General features: G+C 44.8%; 23 protein-coding genes and 1 tRNA gene. 6 read left to right on the top strand and 18 right to left on the bottom strand.

Annotated elements, in window-relative coordinates; genetic code table 11:
* Positions 1–126: 126 nt before the first annotated feature.
* The 10 genes from AC07M6_RS05530 to AC07M6_RS05485 all read right to left on the bottom strand — a co-directional run bounded on the left by AC07M6_RS05530 (position 127) and on the right by AC07M6_RS05485 (position 8,817).
* Positions 127–891 carry a hypothetical protein gene (locus tag AC07M6_RS05530; RefSeq protein WP_494887926.1) on the bottom strand — a complete coding sequence of 255 codons (765 nt, stop codon included), beginning with the start codon at positions 889–891 and terminating at the stop codon, positions 127–129.
* A 99-nt stretch (positions 892–990) separates the two neighbouring features.
* On the bottom strand, positions 991–2,253 hold the full coding sequence (locus tag AC07M6_RS05525) for a sensor histidine kinase (RefSeq protein WP_494887925.1): 1,263 nt from the start codon (positions 2,251–2,253) through the stop codon (positions 991–993).
* Positions 2,250–2,927 carry a response regulator transcription factor gene (locus AC07M6_RS05520; protein WP_494888449.1) on the bottom strand — a complete coding sequence of 226 codons (678 nt, stop codon included), beginning with the start codon at positions 2,925–2,927 and terminating at the stop codon, positions 2,250–2,252. The genes AC07M6_RS05525 and AC07M6_RS05520 overlap by 4 nt, the downstream gene beginning before the upstream one ends.
* Before the next feature lie 172 nt (positions 2,928–3,099).
* Positions 3,100–4,323, bottom strand: coding sequence for a DUF3570 domain-containing protein (locus tag AC07M6_RS05515; protein WP_494887924.1), 1,224 nt, complete (start codon positions 4,321–4,323; stop codon positions 3,100–3,102).
* 18 nt (positions 4,324–4,341) lie between these two features.
* On the bottom strand, positions 4,342–4,569 hold the full coding sequence (locus AC07M6_RS05510) for a DUF4266 domain-containing protein (protein WP_494887923.1): 228 nt from the start codon (positions 4,567–4,569) through the stop codon (positions 4,342–4,344).
* A 1-nt stretch (position 4,570) separates the two neighbouring features.
* Entirely contained in the window at positions 4,571–5,470 is a 900-nt protein-coding gene (locus AC07M6_RS05505) for an FAD:protein FMN transferase (protein WP_494887922.1), read from the bottom strand.
* A 43-nt stretch (positions 5,471–5,513) separates the two neighbouring features.
* Positions 5,514–5,948: a thioredoxin family protein gene (locus AC07M6_RS05500; protein WP_494887921.1), complete on the bottom strand. Its 435-nt coding sequence runs from the start codon at positions 5,946–5,948 to the stop codon at positions 5,514–5,516.
* Between the two features lie 688 nt (positions 5,949–6,636).
* Positions 6,637–6,710, bottom strand: a tRNA-Asp gene (locus AC07M6_RS05495).
* 167 nt (positions 6,711–6,877) lie between these two features.
* Positions 6,878–7,951 (bottom strand): peptide chain release factor 1, encoded by a 1,074-nt coding sequence (gene prfA / locus AC07M6_RS05490; protein ID WP_494887920.1) that lies wholly within the window; start codon positions 7,949–7,951, stop codon positions 6,878–6,880.
* A gap of 107 nt (positions 7,952–8,058) precedes the next feature.
* A complete protein-coding gene (locus tag AC07M6_RS05485) occupies positions 8,059–8,817 on the bottom strand; it encodes a UDP-2,3-diacylglucosamine diphosphatase (protein ID WP_494887919.1) in 759 nt (252 codons plus the stop codon).
* A 189-nt stretch (positions 8,818–9,006) separates the two neighbouring features.
* On the opposite strand from AC07M6_RS05485, the gene AC07M6_RS05480 reads away from it, so the two are divergent.
* Positions 9,007–9,792 (top strand): GDSL-type esterase/lipase family protein, encoded by a 786-nt coding sequence (locus AC07M6_RS05480; protein WP_494887918.1) that lies wholly within the window; start codon positions 9,007–9,009, stop codon positions 9,790–9,792.
* Between the two features lie 122 nt (positions 9,793–9,914).
* Here AC07M6_RS05480 and AC07M6_RS05475 read toward each other — a convergent pair whose 3' ends face one another.
* From AC07M6_RS05475 to ruvX, 8 genes are all read right to left on the bottom strand, one after another.
* On the bottom strand, positions 9,915–10,517 hold the full coding sequence (locus AC07M6_RS05475; RefSeq protein WP_494887917.1) for a hypothetical protein: 603 nt from the start codon (positions 10,515–10,517) through the stop codon (positions 9,915–9,917).
* A gap of 90 nt (positions 10,518–10,607) precedes the next feature.
* Positions 10,608–11,351, bottom strand: coding sequence for a peptidase associated/transthyretin-like domain-containing protein (locus tag AC07M6_RS05470; protein WP_494887916.1), 744 nt, complete (start codon positions 11,349–11,351; stop codon positions 10,608–10,610).
* A gap of 145 nt (positions 11,352–11,496) precedes the next feature.
* Positions 11,497–12,375, bottom strand: coding sequence for a glucosaminidase domain-containing protein (locus AC07M6_RS05465; RefSeq protein ID WP_494887915.1), 879 nt, complete (start codon positions 12,373–12,375; stop codon positions 11,497–11,499).
* 8 nt (positions 12,376–12,383) lie between these two features.
* Complete coding sequence (locus AC07M6_RS05460) at positions 12,384–12,935, bottom strand: glucosaminidase domain-containing protein (RefSeq protein ID WP_494887914.1); 552 nt, start codon at positions 12,933–12,935, stop codon at positions 12,384–12,386.
* Positions 12,936–12,938: 3 nt separating this feature from the next.
* The gene (locus AC07M6_RS05455; RefSeq protein WP_494887913.1) at positions 12,939–13,577 is read right to left on the bottom strand and encodes an O-methyltransferase; all 639 of its coding nucleotides are present in this window, start codon (positions 13,575–13,577) and stop codon (positions 12,939–12,941) included.
* A 55-nt stretch (positions 13,578–13,632) separates the two neighbouring features.
* A complete protein-coding gene (locus AC07M6_RS05450) occupies positions 13,633–14,109 on the bottom strand; it encodes a hypothetical protein (protein ID WP_494887912.1) in 477 nt (158 codons plus the stop codon).
* Positions 14,110–14,112: 3 nt separating this feature from the next.
* Entirely contained in the window at positions 14,113–15,450 is a 1,338-nt protein-coding gene (locus AC07M6_RS05445; RefSeq protein WP_494887911.1) for an alpha/beta fold hydrolase, read from the bottom strand.
* Positions 15,451–15,599: 149 nt separating this feature from the next.
* The gene (ruvX, locus tag AC07M6_RS05440; protein WP_494887910.1) at positions 15,600–16,010 is read right to left on the bottom strand and encodes a Holliday junction resolvase RuvX; all 411 of its coding nucleotides are present in this window, start codon (positions 16,008–16,010) and stop codon (positions 15,600–15,602) included.
* A gap of 163 nt (positions 16,011–16,173) precedes the next feature.
* Here ruvX and AC07M6_RS05435 point away from each other — a divergent pair, with 163 nt between their 5' ends.
* The 5 genes from AC07M6_RS05435 (at position 16,174) to AC07M6_RS05415 (ending at position 21,269) form a co-directional block, all read left to right on the top strand.
* Positions 16,174–17,319, top strand: coding sequence for a DNA polymerase III subunit (locus AC07M6_RS05435; RefSeq protein WP_494887909.1), 1,146 nt, complete (start codon positions 16,174–16,176; stop codon positions 17,317–17,319).
* Positions 17,320–17,321: 2 nt separating this feature from the next.
* Entirely contained in the window at positions 17,322–18,749 is a 1,428-nt protein-coding gene (locus AC07M6_RS05430) for a PSP1 domain-containing protein (RefSeq protein ID WP_494887908.1), read from the top strand.
* Complete coding sequence (locus tag AC07M6_RS05425) at positions 18,733–19,212, top strand: gliding motility lipoprotein GldH (protein ID WP_494887907.1); 480 nt, start codon at positions 18,733–18,735, stop codon at positions 19,210–19,212. The genes AC07M6_RS05430 and AC07M6_RS05425 overlap by 17 nt, the downstream gene beginning before the upstream one ends.
* An 11-nt stretch (positions 19,213–19,223) precedes the next feature.
* Positions 19,224–19,736: a hypothetical protein gene (locus AC07M6_RS05420; protein ID WP_494887906.1), complete on the top strand. Its 513-nt coding sequence runs from the start codon at positions 19,224–19,226 to the stop codon at positions 19,734–19,736.
* A 159-nt stretch (positions 19,737–19,895) separates the two neighbouring features.
* A complete protein-coding gene (locus AC07M6_RS05415; protein ID WP_494887905.1) occupies positions 19,896–21,269 on the top strand; it encodes a DNA recombination protein RmuC in 1,374 nt (457 codons plus the stop codon).
* The last annotated feature ends 189 nt before the right edge of the window (positions 21,270–21,458 follow it).

Genomic DNA, 21,458 nt, shown 5'->3' with positions numbered 1-21,458 from the left:
CATGCCACTCCGCTGAATATCATTATTCCGCTCCATAGAAACAGGTTATAATCGCCTGTTTGTGGCGCTTTTATCGCAGGTGTAGAATTATAATAACCTTTTGAATTTAAGCAAGCACTTCTCTGGTCAAAATCTGCGCCCGAGGATTATTTTGACAATAACTTTGTCTGTACTGTTGGTAAACCCGTAACCCACGCCGGCGTTAAACTCCCAGTTGGGATTGAAATTAAGATCCGTAGCTGCGAATATTTGATGTTCCTGCTGCTGATAAGCGTAATAGTGAAAAAAAGGGCCGGTACTGCCATAATATTCCAGCCCGAGCGCTACTAAATTGCTGACATTATAGCTGCCTTTTAAATTAGGAGAAAAGATGAGGCCCTGGTTGACATCGGGCCCGGCGAAACTCTTTTCAACCGTGGGGTTAAAGGATACGTACCATTTGTCCCATTTTTTATCTACAATAGGCCTGATTTCCAGGGAACAGGTGTTGGCGTCAAAAGCCGCTTTCTGGAAACCGAACTCGGTGGAGATACTCACACCAACCGGCCACTGCCAGCTATCAGGCGCTGCCACCCGCGGACGGATATGTGACCCTACATAAGCTGTCCGGCCATCGTTGCCTATCGAATTAAAAAAATAAAAACCAGTCTCGAACCAGGGGGTCCAGCCATGGGTAATCTCGATGGTTTCATGCGCCACATGATGGGTAGGAAGCTCCGTGCCTGATGCTGTTTTGCTGCCGTTAAAGGTATAATTGCTGTGAAGCTCGACCATTGTACGGCCCTTTGCCATGGTACTTGAACCGTAGACTTGTATCTCGTAATTGGACTGGGCTTTGAGTTTAAGGCTAAATAAGGCTATGGCCAGCAGCAGTACGGCGCTTTTTTTCATAGAAATAACAGGATCTTCAATCAGTTTAAGGGAAAGAGTTGCTCCTGCTAAACTAAAACCGGATTCTGAGGATAATCTGAAGTTGAATAAGGCTTTGTACTAACTGGTTTTAGGGAATGTAATGCTGAAAATATGGCAATTATCCGCAAAGTGATAATTGATGTGGAAGCCGTATTGCCGGCAAATATTTTTGACCAGTGTAAGGCCCAAACCCGTACCCTGGGAATCTTTGCCCTTTTGGAAACGTTCGAATATTTGTTCGCCGGTAAGTTTGAGGGGACTACCGCTATTTTTGAAAACCAGCTGGTCTGCGCTAAGATCGATCTCAATTTTGCCAAATTGCAGGTTATGGCGAATGGCGTTGCTGAACAAATTATTCAATAAAATATCGACCAGGTATTTGCTGGCTACAATTTCTTTATCATCCAGCCGGTTGATGACGACCAGATTTTTTGACTGCGCCAGTTCCTGGAACTGCACGATCTTTTCCAGGATGATTTCTTTTAAATTGACCGGTTCATCATCCCTGATCAGTTCATTATCCAATTTGATCAGCAGCAGCAAGATTTGATTAAGGCGGGTTGATTTGCTGATAGAAGCATAAATATCGGTGATCTGCGCCAACTGATCCGGCCTGAGGCTTTCATCCTGTATCAGCGTGTCTAATTTGGTAGTGACCACGGCCAACGGTGTCATGAGCTCGTGCGAGGCATTTTCGGTAAAGATCTTCAGGTCCTGGTACTCGGCTTTTACGCGGGTAGACATTTCATAAATGGCAGCATTTAGCTCAGTAAACTCATCCACTTTGCTGCTTTTAGCCGAAAATTGTACGTTGCCAGCCACATTAAACGACTTTATTTCCCTGAGCGTGGTGTGGAATGGTTTCCAAAGGCCGTTCAACACGTATTTGTTAGTGATAAAAAGCACAAGTAATAAGCCAGCGATCAAAGCAAGCGTAATTAGACTGACGATCTCTAAAAGCGACCGCGTGCTTTCCCGTGATACGGTAATCACTACTTTGTAGCGTTTGCTGCCAGTTTTAACCAAGTCTTCTACCGCACGGCCCGCCTCGGTTTTGTTTTCCCTGAAATTATGGTAAACCGTATCGAAATAACGTCTTTTGATAGCAAGTTGATCGGTTTTGATAAAAATGGCATGGTCCTGATCCAGGTCATACTGTTGCGGCTCGGTGCTGGTTGTTTTAATATACTCTTCGGCCTCATTCAGGGCCTGTGCCAGGTTCCGGTCAAGTTGCGTATCGGCAATATAGTTGATAGCGAAAAAATAGATAATGGCCCCGGTAAACAACACGGCCAGGCTGATAAAAAGGCTGGCTTTGGTATAATGTGCCGAAAGTTTCATTGTGCTGTAAATTTATAACCGATACCGTAAACTGATTTCAGGTAATCATTGCAGCCGGCATCCAGCATTTTTTTGCGCAGATTTTTGATATGCGTATAAATAAAGTCAAAATTATCATGCATATCCATTTCATCGCCCCATAAGTGTTCGGCTATAGCGGTTTTTGATATAACCTTTCCTTTATTAGCTAAAAAGTAAAGCAACATATCATATTCCTTTTTAGTGAGTATAATGGGCGAATTGTTAATCTCAACGGTTCTGCCTAATACATCAATAACTATTTCGTTAAACACCAACCGGCTATTAGTATTTAGGGCCTTGCGCCTAAACACGGCCATTAACCGGGCTTTCAGTTCGGCCAGGTGAAAAGGCTTGGTCAGGTAATCATCAGCACCGATGTTTAATCCTTTTAATTTATCATCCAAGGAGTTACGGGCGGATATGATCAAAACAGCTTCGGTTTTATTCTGAGCTTTTAAATAATCTAAAACGGCAAAACCTTCGCCATCGGGCAAGCCAATATCCAGCAACAGGCAGTCATACTGATAGGCGGCCAGTTTGGCAATGGCCGTGTTTAAACCCTCGCAGCTTTCACAAATATTGCCCTCTACATTTAAATAGGTAGTGATATTCTCGCGGAGCCCTTGCTCGTCTTCTATAACCAGGATCTTCACTATGATGACGGTTTGATCAATGATACACTCCAAATTTGAAGCAATACTGAAGTTATGTTATTAACTTCAGATTTACTCCAAAACTCCATTATTAAATTACCAATATTTCCGATAATAGCTTATTATAATAAACGTATCAAACTGGTTCCATGATGTTCATGGTGCATAGCTACTATTTAAACTTCATTGCTAAGGTTATGATATTGGAGTTTAATCCGGTCGATCGCATATAGTGCCCTGCCCTGATCTCCAGCGAGTTGAGGTGCTGCCAGCCAAATACCCCATTTGGCGGCGAAAGCCTGATGTTGGCACCGGCAAAGTTGCTGGTCAGGGTAGACAGGTCGTAGTCGCTGGTATAAAAAGTATCAGTTGGCTTATGTAATCCGTAAGGTGCAAAATACCAGGTGCCTGCCTGGTTATTGTAGCGATAATATGGACTGACAGATACAAATGATGTTAGTTTAATGGGAACTTCGAGTTCTGCAGTATGCGCCCTGATGCCCCAGCTATCCATATAATAACGGTAAAAAGTACGGATGATAAAATGGTCATCCAAAAAGTAATTGAAACGGATACCTATCGGTAGTTTATAACGTCCATCCGGTAAGTTCTCTACCCGTTCAGACCCGTCGGTAAAATAATCGCGCTGGTATTTGGTGGCCAGTAAGCCGCGCTGATATGATGGTTCAACAATTAGCAAAGCCTGTAGCCGCGTAGTCAATACCTGCGATAAGGAGAATGACGTACTGAACGAATTACGCGGGCGGGAGTCCACCGGTCGCCGGTCTTCGTGTTCTGAACCTGAGCCATAACCCGGCGGTCGCAGTTCAACCGGTAATATCACTTTCCAGGTATCCATAAATACCTGCGCCTTAAAATCAAACTGTGTATTCTTGTTTTTGGATAAGCGCGTTAAATTTAAGCCCGCGCCGAAAGACTGGTAATCAAACTCATGTGAATAAGAACCCGTTAAGCCGAACGCATTGCCCGTTTTATCATTAGATACCGTCCAGTTTAAAGATGGATAAATACGGTTATCACTCATGGAGGCCGATGAAATACTGTTGGGATCAATTTTATCAGATGAAGCTGACGAATAATGATCAATGCCTAACTCAAACAAAAAAGTATGTTTTTTGCCGTTAGCGCTGTATTTGGACATTTGCAGATCGAAGGTATTGGCAAAATCGGTCAGCTTTTCCGTACCTATACCACCAGTCACGGCCGAGTTATTGCCATCCTGATGATAGTAGGCCGAAATGATATTGATCTCGTCTATCTTTAATTTACGCGCCTCGTAGTTGCTGGTGTCTTTAACAGGCTGCGGCTTGATTTGCGCATGCGAGGCCACTATCCCCAGGTAAAGGGCGGCTACGCACAAATATATTTTCCTCATGACGGTGCTTTCTTTTAATTAATTACAACCACAGCCACCGCCGCTTTTGCCGCCATTAGCACCCGAACCGGCCTCGCGGTACAATTGGAAACTTTGTTCAAACTTTTGCGATTTACGTGCCGACAGCTCCATCTCCGAATCATTCAACCGGTTTTTCTGATAAGCCTTAACCGACGTGCAAGAAGTGAAGCCAGACACAATGGCTATACCAAGCAGCATTACTTTTATTAAAGGGTATTTTTTCATATCACAGGGTTTTAATATTGATATTTTTTGAAGTATAGACCTGGTTATTATCGTCGATAATTACACAGGCAATGTACTGTAGCTGGTTAATCATATCCAACCCGACACGTATGCCCATAACGGTTACCGGCGTGGCCATGGCATCAGCAAATTCAGCGCTGGGGCAAATAATGCTCACACTTTTGATACCGCTAACCGGCAACCCGGTTTTTGGATCGATGGTGTGCGAGTATTTCCTGCCGTTGATGACCGCATATTTAGCGTAATTGCCCGAGGTGGCTATAGCCATATTGCTAATGTTTAATGTAGAGAATGGTGTATCAGTTTGGTCGGGATCGGCAATGGCGATGGTCCAGGGCTTGCCGCCTGGCTGCGTCCCCCAGGTAACCAGGTCACCTGCCGCATTAACGATACCGCTTGTGACACCGGCGTTTTGTAATATCAGCTTAGCACAATCGGCCGCATAACCTTTGCCAATACCGCCGAAGCCGATACGCATGCCTTTTTCCTTGAGGAATACGGTGCTGTTTTGATGGTCCAGCAGCACGTTCTTGTAATTGATCAGGCTCACCGATCTCCGTGCTGTTTCTGCATCTGGCAAGGCCTTCATATTAACATCAAAATTCCACAGGCTTTTATCAATGGAACCATAGGTGATATCAAAAGCGCCCTGGGTGAGTTCAGAAATTTTGAGCGAGCGTTCGATCAGCCCGAACACCTCCGCATCAACCTTCACCGGGGCAGTACCAGCCTGTGCATTGATCTTATTGGTTTGGCTATCATCGTTAAAAGTAGTCAACAGCTTTTCGATCCGGCCGATTTCAGCTACGGCCATGTCTATCCGTTTATTTGCCCAGTTTGCATCCTCACTAACCACGCTGATTTCGAACCGGTTACCCATAAGCTTAAGCACCCGTTTATGAACTGACAGTTGTGCCGTTATTTCAGTTCCTGGCATCTGTGCAGGTTTTAATTTGATTAACGAACTGCCCGGCCGTTTCATCCGGATAGCCATCCCATGCTTTTAATACTTTGCCACGCTCATCAACCAGCAATGTGTAGGGAAACTTACCGTCCGGGTTATAGGTATCAGCCAGCGCTTCATTCAGCTTAATCTGCTCCTTACTGAGCTGATTTTTTTTTTGACGTGGAAAGTCGGCGCGTACTAATATCAAGTGCTGTGCCGCATAATCGGTAAATGTGGCCGATTCCAGTATCTCTTTTCTTAAACGGATACAAGGCCCGCACCAGTCCGATCCGGAAAAGTTGACCAGGATCAGTTTGTGCGATTTGGCTGCTTCTTCTGTCGCGGTTTTGAAATTGCCCAGCCAGGTTACACTGGCGAAAAAACTTATTAATATAATGACCAGGGGCTTCATGTATCTTTATTTTAATGTATGTTTAACGATATGCTGGCAAAAACAGTTTAATACATGATAAGGATTTTTCCCGTGCGATTGATCGGGGCAAGGAACGCGGCATTAACCTATTGCAAAAGGGACTTTCCTGCCGTTCTTAAAACAATAGTAGCACATGATTCTGTAGTTGGGATGAAATTTGCTTGTATTAACATATTTTAACAGCTCATTCTGCTTATCTAATAATTCCCTAGATTTACCGTTATTTTGAACGGATATGTTAATGAATCGCCATTTCGGTCTTCTAATTAAAGTCTACACCATATCTGACCGAAACCCAGGCATAAGGATATTTATTGGTCACCTCTTTAAAATCCCTATACATGCCATGCCAAAAAAGGCAACAAATTCTGATTTTGAGAGACTCAGACAGAATGTTGAAATCATCTCATAAACTTTGAACACTACCTTAATTTATCTCCCTCAACAAGCAATAATTTTGAGCTGTTTTAATACCCTGATTCATCTAATTAATTATTTGATTATCAAATCAATGATTGCCAGGTGACTAATTAGGTATTTAGAAGTAATCACCGAATAGGTGATTCGATGAGTCATAAATACTGAGACGTTTTGCGCAATTTTGGGGCAAAAAAAACGCTCAGACCTGAAATCTAAGCGTTTTTACGAAGCTTTGGGGGCTTCTTAGCGGAATGGACGGGACTCGAACCCGCGACCCCATGCGTGACAGGCATGTATTCTAACCAGCTGAACTACCACTCCTCCCGTTTGGGATTGCAAATATACGCACCAAAATCTATTACACAAGGTTTTTTTTGAAAAACAGCTTTATCGGCTATAAAAAACTGGAACAGTGGGTGTTAATTTTAAAAAAAATGCCCGCTGTTTAGGCAGGCATCGATTTTATATCGTTTAGTAGCATTGTTATATTACGCTGCTGTACCTTCTTTTAACCTTTCGGCGTTTTCGGCGAATTGTAACGACTCCATGATCTCCTGCAGGTCGCCGTTCATTACATTGGGTAGATTGTATATGGTTAGGCCAATACGATGCTCGGTAACACGTCCCTGCGGGTAGTTATAGGTACGTACCTTGGCCGACCTGTCGCCGGTTGATACCATGGTCTTGCGTTTTTTGGATACTTCTTCCAGGTGTTTTTGCAGCTCCATTTCGTACACGCGCGAGCGTAATACCTGTAAAGCCTTATCGTAGTTTTTCAATTGCGATTTCTGGTCCTGGCACTGGGCAACCACGCCTGTAGGGATGTGCGTTAAACGCACCGCCGAATAGGTGGTATTTACCGACTGACCGCCCGGGCCCGAAGCGCAGAACAGATCTTTACGGATATCGCTTACCTGCAGATCTATGTCAAACTCATCCACTTCGGGCAATACTACTACGGTTGCAGCCGATGTATGCACGCGGCCCTGGGTTTCGGTATCAGGTACACGTTGTACGCGGTGTACGCCCGACTCGTATTTCATGGTGCCGTAAGCATCCTCGGCCAGGATATTGAATACAATTTCCTTATAGCCGCCGCTGGTACCTTCGGTATAATCCACCAGTTCGGTTTTCCAGCCGCGTTTTTCGCAATAGCGCATATACATGCGGTAAAGGTCGCCGGCAAAAAGGGCGGCTTCATCACCACCCGTACCACCGCGGATCTCCACAATGGCGTTCTTGCTATCTTCAGGGTCCTTAGGGATCAGCATCAGGCGAATCTCCTCTTCCTTCTCATCGCGCTGCACCAGCAATTCATCCAGCTCACTTTTAGCCATTTCGCGGAATTCCTCGTCCTTTTCGGTAGCTAAAATCTCTTTATTGGTATCAATATTACTCATGATATTACTGTAGATATGATATTCCTCTACAATTTTACCAAGCTCTTTATATTCGCGGTTCAGTTGGGCAAAGCGCTTCATGTCCGACATGGCATCCGGACTGCTTAATTCACCTTCAACTGTTTTCCACCGATCAAATATGAGTTCTAATTTCTCTAACATAATATATTATTCAATGCAATAGCTTTATAAAGCCTGCAAAAAGTGTACAAAGGTAAGCAAATTAATAAATAGATTATTTAGCAGAAGGTTTGCCGTACGTCATGTTTTTACGGTTGTGTTTCAGCATAATGCAGGGTGAGTTCCGTCCCATCAAAAACCGCGTACGAGTAGTTATAGGTTACCCACTCGCCCAGGTTTACATATCGGGTACGCTCGTTAAGCTGTATATCCAGCGGCAGGTGCCGGTGGCCAAATATCATATAATCATAAAAATGGCTTTGCAGGGTATCGTTACAAAATTTCACCAGCCATTCCTGCTCGCCGGGTTTGCAAACTTCCTTCTTTTGGTTTGCCAAACGGCTGTGCGTACTCCAGTAATTGGCTATCCCCACACCAAAATTAGGGTGCAGGCGCGCAAACAGCCATTGGCACAATTTACTGCAAAAAAATCCTTTCAGAAATTTATAAAATTGATCACCGGGGCCAAGTCCATCGCCGTGGTGCAGGTAGAATTTTTTACCGCCGCGTTCTATCTCCAGTTCGTTGGTGATAATGGTAGCGCCCAGTTCTTTTTCGAAGTAATCAAACATCCACATATCGTGGTTGCCTTTAAAAAAGTAGAGCTTAATGCCTAAATCGGCCAGTTCGGCCAGTTTGCCAAAGAAACGGATATAACCTTTAGGCACAACGGTTTTGTATTCAAACCAAAAATCAAAAACATCGCCCATTAAAAAAACTTCGGCAGCATCGGCTTTTATACTATCCAGCCATTGCACCAGGCGTTTTTCCCTATCGGCAGTTGATAAATAGTTAGGCGTACCCAAATGGAAATCAGAAGCGAAGTATAATTTATGGCGATCGGGCATAAGGTCAAAAATACATTATTGAAACGAAAGGTGAAATTTAGATTTTAACCACAGAGATTGTCTGAACCTTGATTAAACAAATTGAACCGATTTCAGGATTTAAAATCGTGCTAACCCTGCAAATTCGTTTAATCAAGGTTCAGACAGCGTGGTTAAAAAAACCTAACTTTATTCAAAAAATAAACCCTCATGTTATTCAAAAAGTACACTGCCCTACTATTTATCCTATGCTTAAGCGCGTTCACGGCCAAAGCTGCCACTGCCGATACCGTTAAGCACGATCTGAATATCGTATTCATCGGCAACAGCATTACCCATGGCGCTGGGTTAAAAGACTGGAAAACCGAGGCACCGCCTAACGAAACCGTTAATTACTTAAAGCAGCAACCCGGGGTTGGCCTGGTTGATTTTGCTAATCAGGGTTATAGCGGCCATACAACTGTAGATTTTTTACCGGTAACCGCTAAAGATTTCCCAAAAGTGGAAGCCGCAGCACTGGCCTTCACTAATAAAAACGCGCAATTGGTTTTTTCTATTATCCTGGGTACTAATGATAGTGCGGTACAAGGCCCCAATGGTGCCCCGCTAAGCAAAAACGATTATCAGACTAACCTGCAAACCATCATCAGCCAACTGTTGAAAGATTTCCCCGCGTGTAAGGTGATCATTCAGCAACCTATCTGGTACAGCCCTAATACCCATAACCGCTCAACTTATATGCAGGAGGGGTTAACCCGGCTGCAAAGCTATTTCCCTAAGATAAAGGCTACGGTAAAAAGTTTTGCCAAAACCAATCCTAAGCAGGTGTTTTTGGGCGATAATGATGCTTTCGATTTTTTTAAGAAACATGCCGGGCAATACTTTCAGCATGAGAATGGGCAGGATGGCATCTTTTACCTTCACCCCAATAAAGAGGGGGCTGTAATTTTAGGCGATTTTTGGGCGAAGGCAATTTACAAGCAATTGTTTAAATAGGATTTTAGAATTTAACCACAGAGCCGCAGAGAGAAGAACACAGGGCACACAGAGGGCACGTATATAACAAGAAAGGATCGCTTTATGGCGATCCTTTCTTGTGTATTAATCAAGCACGGTTCTTATTCTCCGTGTCCATGGCCTTTACCGCCGCCATGGTTGCCTTTGTCTTTGCCACCGCCATGGTTGCCTTTATCTTTACCGCCGCCATGGTTGCCTTTATCACGATGGTCATCCCTATCGCCGGGCCCACGGCCGTTGTTACCGCCCGGTCCGCGACCGTTATTACCACCGGGTCCACGGCCGTTATTGCCTTTCCAATGTTCCTTGTACTTAACATCGCGGCTATCGCGAATAATGTTTTGCCCGCCGCGGCCTTTGTATTTGGCGTATGTGTTTCTATAGTAAGTGTTTCTTAACCACGGATTAGGACGGTTAATTACCACTTTATAGCCATTATACACATCGTAATTACGATACCTGGCCGGTAAATAGGTACGGTGCACCCAAACATTGTTTTCGTAATAAACATATTGATGGGTAGGCACATCATAATAAGCATCTACATCGGGCATGTAATAATAGTCCACATGGTCATACCCGGTTGGTCCCCAATCTGGCTGGTTACCGATATTGATATTTAGCCTGAAACCAACCTGGGCATCGGCTATACGGAAGGATAAGCAGCTTATAATTAAGACTGCTGTAAAAAAGATCTTTTTCATATAGTTTGTAATTAAAGTAAAGGTAAAAGCAATTTCAACCGGAATTGTTTTACCCCGCTTATTAAAGATGCGGGCATGAAAGATCCGTAACTATTCGGGGGTACTTAAAGGTGGTAATGCAAACGCCCTTGGATTGCGCAGGTACCGCTTTAAATTGGCCCTGATAGCGGCTATAAACTCGTATTGGTTAGCGGTGATCACAGTATAATAACCGGGCCGGTATTTAAACATAAAATCAGTCAGCTGCGGGTCTTTCAGGTGGGTGATGCTGCTCACAAGGGCTTTGTTAAAACGAAAGTCGATCACGCTTTCATGATAATCCCGTTCGATAATACCCTGCAGTTTTTCGGCATTACGGCCGCTGCGGCTGAGCGAGTTCCAGATGGCATCGATACTAATGCCCGCGCCTGAACCAGGCGACAAACTGAGCGGATCGCGATAAGCGTTTGATCCGTAGGCCTTACTGTATTCGGATTTTATGGCCAGGTACCTTTTTAACGGCGATTGCAGCGTATCCCGGATATTTACCTGTTTTAGCTGGATGGCAGTGGGCCTTAGATAAATAACCAGGGCTGTATTAACCGGTACTTTTACAGTATCGGTAAAGTAACCGGGTTTGCTTATGATCAGCTGATCATCGGCCAAAACGCTTATTTTAAACTCGGCTTTAAGGGTATTATACACCGATTGTTTAGTGCGCAGGTTTTGGATATTTACTTTGGCTATGCGTTCCTTGCTGTTTTGATCAAACACAATACCTTCCACAGTTTTTTCCTGTGCAAAGCATGTTGCTGTTATCCCCGCCCAAACCAATACTAAAAGCCCAAATTTCATCAGTGGTGTAAAACTATGCGTTAACCGCCGTTTTATATATAATTTAACAAATATTAACACAGGCCTCACCCCGGCCCTCTCCAAAGGAGAGGGTGTAAATTGTTCTTTTTAGTCCTCTCCTTTGGGGAGGATTTAGGTGAGGCTTCTACTTGGCTATTACCAGTTTTTGGCCAATTTTAATATTATTATCGGCCATATTGTTCAACGCTTTCAACTCGTCAACAGTTAAGCCAAAACGTTTTGAAATAGCGTATAGTGTATCGCCTTGTTTTATGGTATAGGTTTTATCAACAGGGCTGGCCTGCACCAGCGAATCTTTAATGGCCTTGCCGATATTTTGGTTGATCTGCGCAAGCACCCGGTCTTCGCGCTTTATTTTTTGGATGCTGTCTTCGGGGCGGTCATACTGATCCAGGCTGTATTTTTGGATAACACCGATAAGCAATTGCGGATATTTAGGGTTAGTTGCATAACCCGCTTCCTTTAAACCGTTGGCCCAGCCAACATAATCGTTTTTATCCAGTTCAAACAGCTTGGCGTAGCGTTTGCGTTTCAAAAATTCGGAGTGGTCGCGGAAAGAATCTTCGGCACGGTCATACACCCTGAAGCAATCGTTCACCTGGTCGTCGTCCTTATAATAGCTTTTGCCTTTCCAGTCGCTGGTGCATTTAATACCGAAATGGTTATTGGCTACCCGCGCCAGTTCCCCATTGCCGTTACCCGACTCAAACAAGCCCTGCGCCAGCGTAATACTGGCCGGGATGCCGTACAGGTTCATTTCCTGTATTGCAATGGCTTTAAAGCGGTCGATATACTGTAGCGTGGTATAGGTGGGATAGTTGGAGATAGCCGCTTTGCGCTCCTTTTGCAGTTGCTCATTATTGCGCTTAGCATCGCGGCCGGATATGGAAACAACTTTTTTATGCGATGAGCATGCGCATAGCAGTAAACAAAAAAGCGACACTACGGCTATGCCATGTGTCGCGTTGTATTTATAAGTATTGGCCGTCATTAAGCCAAACATACTAAATTTTATTGTTGGTGCTGTACCGGTGCCTGTGCAAATTCGGTACTGTCTACATTGCTGTCAAGATTGTTCAACTGGTACTTATTAATAATGGCCAGTACTTGTTTGCCCCATTTTTTACTGCTGGCATAACCGCTGCGCTCTATACCCTTTACCCAGCCAACGTAATCAACCGAGCTGAATTTTTCGGCCAGGTGGCTGAATTTTTTCTTTTCGGTTATTACCCGGGCAAAATCGTTGAATGAGTCGAGCACCGAATCATAGGCCTTATAAGCCGACTTTACCTTCTTTTTGTTTTTGTAATAAACCGTTGTGCCGCCGCCTTTCATCCCAAACTGGTTGTTTAGATTGGTAGCTATGGCGCTGTTACCGCAACCGCTTTCGTGCATGGCTATGCCTAAAATAATGCTGGCGGGGATACCGCTTTGGTGCATAATTTCAATAGCATTATCCTTAAACTTTTCGATGTACGATTGCGAAGTGTTTTTGCTTTTTGTCTGTGCCGAAGCGGCCAGCGTAGCGATCACTAAAATGGTAAGTAGTACTGTTTTCTTCATAATTTACTTTTTTCTGATGAGCGAAATGCCATCGCGTACGGGGAGTATTAACTTCTCCACCTGCGGGTTAGCAGCAATGCTGTCATTCAATTCGCGGATTAGTCTGGTATCAGTATCCTGGGCATCGCCATATACCTTTCCTTTCCACAAAACATTATCAATTATAATTAAACCTCCCGGTCTTACTTTTTCAAGTATGGCTGCAAAGTAAAGCAAATTATTTTTTTTATCCGCATCAATAAACACCAGATCGAACGGCGGACCATCAAAACCGGCTATTATTTGCGTTGCAGGGCCAATATGCAGCCTTATCTTTTTTTCCACACTTGTGGATTTAAAGTGTTGGTTTAGCATCTCTTCCAGCTCGGCATTTACCTCAATGGTATCAATAAAGCCGTTTTGGGCGAGGCCTTCGGCCAGGCAAATGGTGGCATAACCGGTAAAGGTGCCTATCTCCAAAATGCGTTGCGGGGCCATCATTTTGCTCAGCATGCTCAGCAGGCGGCCCTGGTAATGGCCCGATAACATGTGCGGTTTCAGCACCTTTAAATACGTATCGCGGTTGATCTTTTTAAGCACTTCAGGCTCAACGTCGCAATGGGTATCCAAATAAAGCTGCAGGTCTTCAGGCAAAATTTCCATCTTACAAAGGTAAGCAATTTGAAAATATTGCCTGCTAATGAGCAGGATGCCTTACTTAATCCATTTCCTGGTATTGTGCAACTACTTGTGAATTATTGTTGTTATTGCGCCCCCTTTCTCTTGCACAAGGCGGCGAGGCGATATACATCACATTATTATAACGGCCTTGCAGGCTATCTATCCATTTAATAAAAGCGACATTGTCAAAACTTTTAGTCCTGCTATCCCATTGCGGCGACAGGTAAACAAAAGGTGATTTTTTGAGATCAAACCAACCTGATATAGGTACAACTTCAACCTTATTATCCTTGAACACTAATAATCCGTCAAACCCACCATCACGTTGCCCCCAATGTATTTTGATATTAGGTTCGCTTTTATTATCGGCTACATTACCGTAATAAAAAAAGCTATCTTCATCAGTATCAAAACGAGTTATGTTTACATTGTTATAGCTGTAAACAACGCGCCTTTCTACCTTGTTGCAGGCGATTAATAAGAGTATGCAAAAAAAGGATAGATATTTAAGCATCGGTTAACGGTCAAGGAACTCCAGTACCGTATTATTAAACCATCGCTTATTCTCAACCGGCGCGTAATGGGTTTCGTCTTTAAATATTACCAGTTTTGCATTGGGGATAGCGGCAGCAATGGCTTTGGTATGGCTGTCTAATATGATATCATGCTCGCCGGCCATTATCAGCACAGGGCATTTAATGGTTTTTATATCATCAAAGGTGATATGCGGTTCGGTCAGCAGCATGGTGAACAGGCGCGTTTCCATTTTTGAGTAAGCGTCGGTTTTAGTTTGCAGATTTTTAAGTCCGGCTTTTACCTGGTTCAATACCGTGTCGCTCACCGCCTGGGTGGTGGGGAACAGGTTGGCGCCCATGGTAGCCAGTTTGGTGACATATTGCGGGTATTTATACGCCATAATCAGGCCGGTATTGCCGCCATCGCTCCAGCCTAAAACGCTGGCCTTTTTTATCCGCAACGAATCCATCAGCTGCTTCATATCATCAGCAAACAAATCGTAGCTCAATGCCCCGGTAGTTTCGTCGGTGCTTTTGCCCTGGCCGCGGGTATCTACAGCAATTACTTTGTATTTTTTAGACAGGTCGCCAATCTGGTAACTAAAAGCCCGGATGCTTTGGCTGTTGCCGTGCAGCAATAGTAAAGGCTCGCCGCTGCCGTAGGTTTCATAATATAATTCGGCATCTTTAATGCGGATTTTATGGCCCGCAAAAGCATTGTTGCCATATTGCGGCGGAGCGGGGTTGTAATCGGGGTTAACTTTAGCTTCGCCAATATCTTTACCGTCAATCAGTATTTTGGCATCATCTGTCCACATAGAGCCCGGGCCCGATAGGATGCTGGCCACATAGATGGTTTGCGCGTCGTCGGGGATGCGGAGTTTAATGCTGTATTGCGTCCAGTCTTTAGTGCCGTTTATTTTATCATTCGCCATGGTTTTAAAAGAAATAGTTTGATGGTTGGCATCATCAATACGGATGAGTAAACCCATAAAGTCCTTCACATTCTGAAACTTTATCCAGGCTTTAAACTCAATTTCTTTGCCGAAGTATTTGGCGGGGATCACGTTGGTTACGCTGGCAAAGGGATCGGCATTATCACTCACCCGTTCAATTAAAAGCGACTGGTTGCCGCCATGCCGGACATCGGTAGCGGCCTCGCATTTATACCCTTTAGCCTCGTTAAACCGCGACCATAGGTCGGGCAGCACATCGCCCACAGCCATACGTTCAAAATCCAGGTTGTAGCCGTTGTCCACCGCGCTTTTACCGCCAGCGTTTTGTGCAAAAAGCTGACTGAAAAACAGAAGTGCAAAAGCAGTGCTAAGTAGTTTACGCATACGGGATTATATTTTATGCGAAGCTATGGGATAATTTAAAAACGGAGAAATGATTAACACTCTTTAACAACCGACCGTGATTGAAGGATTTTAGGATGAACAGGATTTAAGCAAGCCGATCATAATCAGGGAATTTTTAAATCCTTTAATCAAGGTCGGCCCTCCATCCACGATTGCAGCAATATCGTAGCCGACACCGTATCTACCAAACCCTTATCCTGCCGGTCCTTTTTATTACGGCCGCTGGCTAAAATGGCGGCGGTGGCCATTTTGGAGGTAAAGCGTTCGTCCAGCATGGAGATAGGGATCTCGGGAAAGGTTTTCTTCAGCAGGTTTACAAAGCCCTTTACATGCGGTGCCGATTGCGAGGGGGTATTGTCCATCTGCTTTGGCTCACCTACTATGAAACGCTCCACCTGCTCGGTTTGCAGGTATTTTTTCAGGTACTCGATAATGGCATTGGGGTGTATGGTATCCAGTCCGGTGGCAATAATTTGCAGCGGGTCGGTTACGGCTATGCCGATACGTTTGGTACCATAATCAAAGGCCATGATTCTCATGAGATTTGAGTATTGAGATGTGAGATAGGAGACGAAAGCCAGCTTGACATATGGCCAAAGATAACTAATCAAATTGTATCTCAAATCTCATATCTAACGTCTCACATCTAAGAAATCAACATCTCATATCTCACATCTCAAATCAAATTCCTAATTTGCACCAATGCAGTTTAAAGAGATAATTGGACAGGCGGCTGTAAAGCAAAGACTCATTACTTCGGTTAACGAGAACCGGGTGAGCCACGCGCAATTGTTTTTAGGCCCCGAAGGCTCGGGTAATTTGCCCTTAGCTATAGCTTATGCCCAGTATGTATCCTGTGAGAATAAGCAGCCAGACGATTCCTGCGGGGTGTGTTCATCCTGCCGTAAATACCAAAAACTGGCCCACCCCGATCTGCATTTCTCGTACCCCTTCTTCGCTAAACATAAAGACGATACCGCGCTCACTTTTATCGAACAATGGCGCGAAGCCTTACTGGCCAATCCATATTTAAGCCTGGATGTTTGGCGGGGATATTTGGATGCCGAGAACAAGCAGGCCAACATCAACATTGCCGAATGCCACCAGGTGATCAAAAAACTAAGCCTGAAACCTTTTGAATCGGTTTATAAAGTTTTGATCCTTTGGTTGCCCGAATATTTGGACAAAGAGGGGAACGCTTTGCTGAAGATCATTGAAGAGCCGCAGCCAAACACGCTGTTTTTATTAGTAGCCCAAAACCAGGACCAGATCCTGAATACCATCCTCTCGCGTACGCAACTGATCAAGATCCCGGCGCTGGAGTACAACGATATCAAAGATTATCTGATCGATCAGCATGGCCAAACCCAGCATGCCGCCGAAGAAATTGCCTATCTGAGCAACGGCAATATGACCGAAGCGCTGACCATGATTAACCAGGAGGGCAACAGCTATCACCTGCTTTTCATTAAATGGCTGCGCATGTGTTTTGCCAATAAAGGTGCCGATGCCATCAGCTTTACCGATCAGTTGGCTAAGATGGGGCGCGAGAATCAAAAGAACTTTTTACGTTACGGTATCAGCTTTATCCGCGAGTGCTGTTTGCTGTTAGCCGGCGCCGGTAACCTGGTACATTTGCCCGCGGCCGAGCTGGAAACCGCGCAAAAAATGACCGGCGTAATGAACCTGGCGCAGGCTGAAGCCATCAGCGCCGAACTGGAAAAAGCGCATTATCATGTGGAGCGAAATGCTAATCCCAAGATATTGTTTTTAGATGTATCTTTACAGATTATTAAAATACTATATTTTAAAACGTTCCCGCAAGGGGCTCAATATATACCAAGCTAATTATGGGATGTGGAAGTTGTTCAACGGGCGGCGGTTGCGCCCCTGCTGGCTGCAAAAGTAACGGCGCGTGCCTTACAAATGGATGCAGCAAACTGGATGTTTACGACTGGCTGTCGCACATGGACATGCCGGCTAATTATAAGCCTTTTCAAATCGTTGAAATAAAATTCAAGGGTTCGCGCAAGGATTTTTACGTTAACCAGGATAATATATACCTGGAGGCGGGCGAACTGGTAGCGGTAGAAACCACTACCGGCGGCTACGATATTGGCCACGTATCGCTCACCGGCGAACTGGTGCGTATGCAAATGACCAAGCGCCACGTAAAGGAAGCCGATGTGGCTAAAAAAATCTATCGCAAGGCTACCGAAGCCGATGTAAATAAATGGAAACTGGCTAAGGATTTGGAGTGGGAAACCATGCACAAAGCCCGCACCCTGGCGCTGGAACTAAACCTGAGCATGAAGCTGAGCGATGTAGATTACCAGGGCGATAAAACCAAAGCTACGTTTTACTACACTGCCGAAGGCCGCGTGGATTTCCGCGAGCTGATCAAAAAAATGGCCGAGCAGTTCCGTATCCGTATCGAGATGCGGCAGATAGGTATGCGCCAGGAGGCCAGCCGTTTAGGCGGTATCGGTTCATGTGGTCGTGAACTATGCTGCAGCACCTGGCTAACCGATTTTAAAACAGTTTCTACATCTGCGGCACGCTATCAAAACCTATCATTAAATACCTTAAAATTAGCGGGACAGTGCGGCAAATTAAAATGCTGCCTGAACTATGAGTTGGACACTTATATGGATGCCCTGAAGCATATCCCGGATAACGTTAATTTTCTTAAAACGGAAAAAGGCGATGCCCGCCTGCAAAAGACCGACATTTTTAAACGCCTGATGTGGTTTAGCTACCCGCGCGATGAAAACTGGGTGCCTATATCAACCGTCCGCGTAAAGGAAATTCAGAAGATGAACCGCGAAGGCATTATTCCGGCCGATTTGGGCGAACCGGTAGAAATTACCGCGCCGATTGCCAAAGCGCTGGATTACGAAAATGTGGTTGGCCAGGACAGCCTGACCCGCCTGGACGAGCGGAGCCGGAATCGGAACAACCAGAATAACCGTAATAAAAAACCAAACCGCCCGGGTGGACAACCTAACCAGGGAGGCGGCAATCCAAACCAACAGCCACGCCAAAACCAACAGCAAAGGCCGCAGCAGTCGCAACAACAGCGCCCGCAACAGGGTGGACAACCCGGCCAGCAGTCAAGGCAACCCAACCCGCAGCCGCGTGCAGAGGGTGGACAACCCAATTCACCGCGCGACCCTAACGCCCCCGAAAGGACAGGCAATAATAAGCGCAGGAACCGTCCTAACCGAAACAAAAACCGGAACAACCCTAACGGTAACAGTAATGAAACAGGCGCGTAATTTTTTTTGCGGCATAATTGTTTTGTTAATTGCCCTGACTACCGGCTGTAGCGACGCTAACCGTGTGTTTGACCAGAGCACCGAAATTGTTGGCCATAACTGGGGATACTCAAACAGGGTACGGTACGTGGTTAAAATAGATGATGCTACCGTGCCCTATAACCTTTACTTCAATTTACGGGTAACCGGCGATTATAAATACGCAAATATGTTTGTGCTGCTGCACACCTTCGGCCCCAAAATGGCCCCTAATGTAATGCGCTACGAACTGCACCTGGCTGCTAAAACGGGCGAATGGCTGGGCAGCGGATCGGGCAATTTATACAGTTACCAGATCCCTTTTAAAACCAGCTACCGTTTCCCCGCGCAAGGCGTTTACCACTTTGAAATTGAGCAGAACATGCGCGATAACCCCCTGCGCGAGGTGAGCGATGTGGGCTTGCGGGTGGAGAAGGCGAAGTAATCTCATACCAAATGAAAACATTAAGTATCGTTTGTTTTCTGATAGCGTTTAATGTTGATGTTGCCTTTGCGCAGCAACCGGGTACCCTGAAAATATTTTATCATGATACCGTAACGGTAAAACATAGGGATAGCTACCGGGAACTAACCCACATTGGCGATGATAGCTATTTTTCAAAACCTGAAAGGCTTGATGTGGTATTAACTATCGGCAGTAAGCCAGTGCCTACCCGAGCCAACATTCAAATTATTATTGAAGAACTTTATCAGCCGACAGCGCTTTCAAACAACCAAAAAAATGGATTGAAAACTAAAACTTGGGTTCCGCACGAGGTTGTTTACAGTTGTAATGCCAGGATGATAAAAAACGGTAAAATAATAGTTAAAGGGATCGATTATCAAACCGCGTATTTTTTTGATAATATGCTTTATACCAAAGATGGCTTTAGGCTGGTAGCTGCTATTTATGATGAAGTATCTAAAAAGATGGTCCGTGTTGAATCGAAGTCGTTCTATTTCGAATAACGTCACCTGCACATTTACACAGCCGCATTGCTGGGGATAACCCCAAGTTGCGTTGCGCTAAACCTGCGGTAGCTATTCCCAAAATCCTTTTTTATCTGCACATCCGCATATTTGCACATCTGCACATTATTTCACAGCTTTGCTAATATTTTTATCAAAATGGAATTAATGGTGCTGGGTGCCGCTGTGGTGATATTACTGATTGCGGTGATATTAATCTTGAAAAAGCCAAAGGGATTGGATAGCCTTTCGGCAGATGAATTACTGCGCTTACGGGCAGAAGGCGAGCAACTGCGCATTAATATAGCCAAAGTGGAAGAACGCGCCAGCGGCTTAGCCATTGAACGCGACAAGGCCGACCGTAACCTGCACGAAGAGCGCCTGCGCTATGAAGCCATGGTGCGCGACCTGAACCAGGAGCTGCTGGCCGAAAAAAGCCGCATGACCAAAGCCGAAGAAGCCTTTAAAGCCCAGCGCGAACGCCTGGCCGAGCAGGAGATATACATGCAGGACATTCAGCAGAAATTTAAACTGGAGTTTGAGAACGTAGCGAATAAACTGCTGGACGAAAAATCACAAAAATTTACCGAGACTAATAAGAACAATCTGGACCTGTTGCTGAATCCTCTGAAAGAAAATATCAAGCTATTTGAAGAAAAGGTAGAGAAGGTATATAAAGCCGAATCAGACGAACGGAATGTGTTGAAGGGCGAGATCTCTAAACTGATGGAACTGAATAAGCAGATCAGCGAGGAGGCTAACAACCTCACCCGCGCCTTAAAAGCCGACACCAAAAAGCAGGGCAACTGGGGCGAAGTGATCCTTGACCGCCTGCTGGAAGCATCGGGTTTATTAGAGGGCGAAAGCTATACCAAACAGGGTAAGGGAATGAATTTGGTCGACGAGGACGGCAACCGTTTTCAACCGGATGTGATCATTAACCTGCCCGATAATAAGCATATTGTGATCGACTCTAAAGTGTCGCTGCTGGCCTACGAACGCCTGGTGAATTGCGAAACTGATGAGGAGAGGGAAATGCACCTGAAACAGCATATCCTTTCCATTAAAGGCCATATCAACGGATTGGGCGGCAAAAACTATCATGACCTCTATGGGATCAATTCCCCCGATTTTGTGTTGCTTTTTGTGGCTATAGAATCATCCTTCGCTATTGCCATACAGCGTGAGGTAGAACTGTTTGAATTTGCCTGGAACAAAAAGGTGGTACTGGTTACGCCATCTACCCTGCTGGCCACCTTAAAAACGGTTGCTTCGATATGGAAACAGGAGCAGCAAACCCGCAACGCCATTGATATAGCCACCAAAGCCGGCGCCCTGTACGATAAATTTGTAGGCTTTATTAACGATTTGAAAAAGATAGGAGACCACATCGACCGGTCTAAGGATGCTTATAATGATGCTTTCAGCAAGCTATCTGCCGGCAGCGGTAATTTGATAGGTCGTGTTGAAACCTTGCGTAAACTTGGTGCAAAAAGTACTAAGCAGATTGATCAGAAATTTATTGAGGAGTAATTGCAATTCTATGCCCCGATTCGTAATTCCATTCAATGCCATGTCAAATTGGGTTAACACAACTTAACACAATTCGATGGTTTTTGTAGTTAAACGACTGACAATAAGCCAATTAGTATTTTTCAATGTTAACCCAAATCATTTGGATAGACGGCTGATAATCACCATTTTAATTTTATAAGCGATTGT

It is taken from the genome of Mucilaginibacter sp. GW821-FHT07H05 (assembly GCF_059418485.1).
The sequence above is the reverse complement of the archived record's forward strand: the minus strand, read 5'-3'. Positions and strand labels throughout refer to the sequence as shown.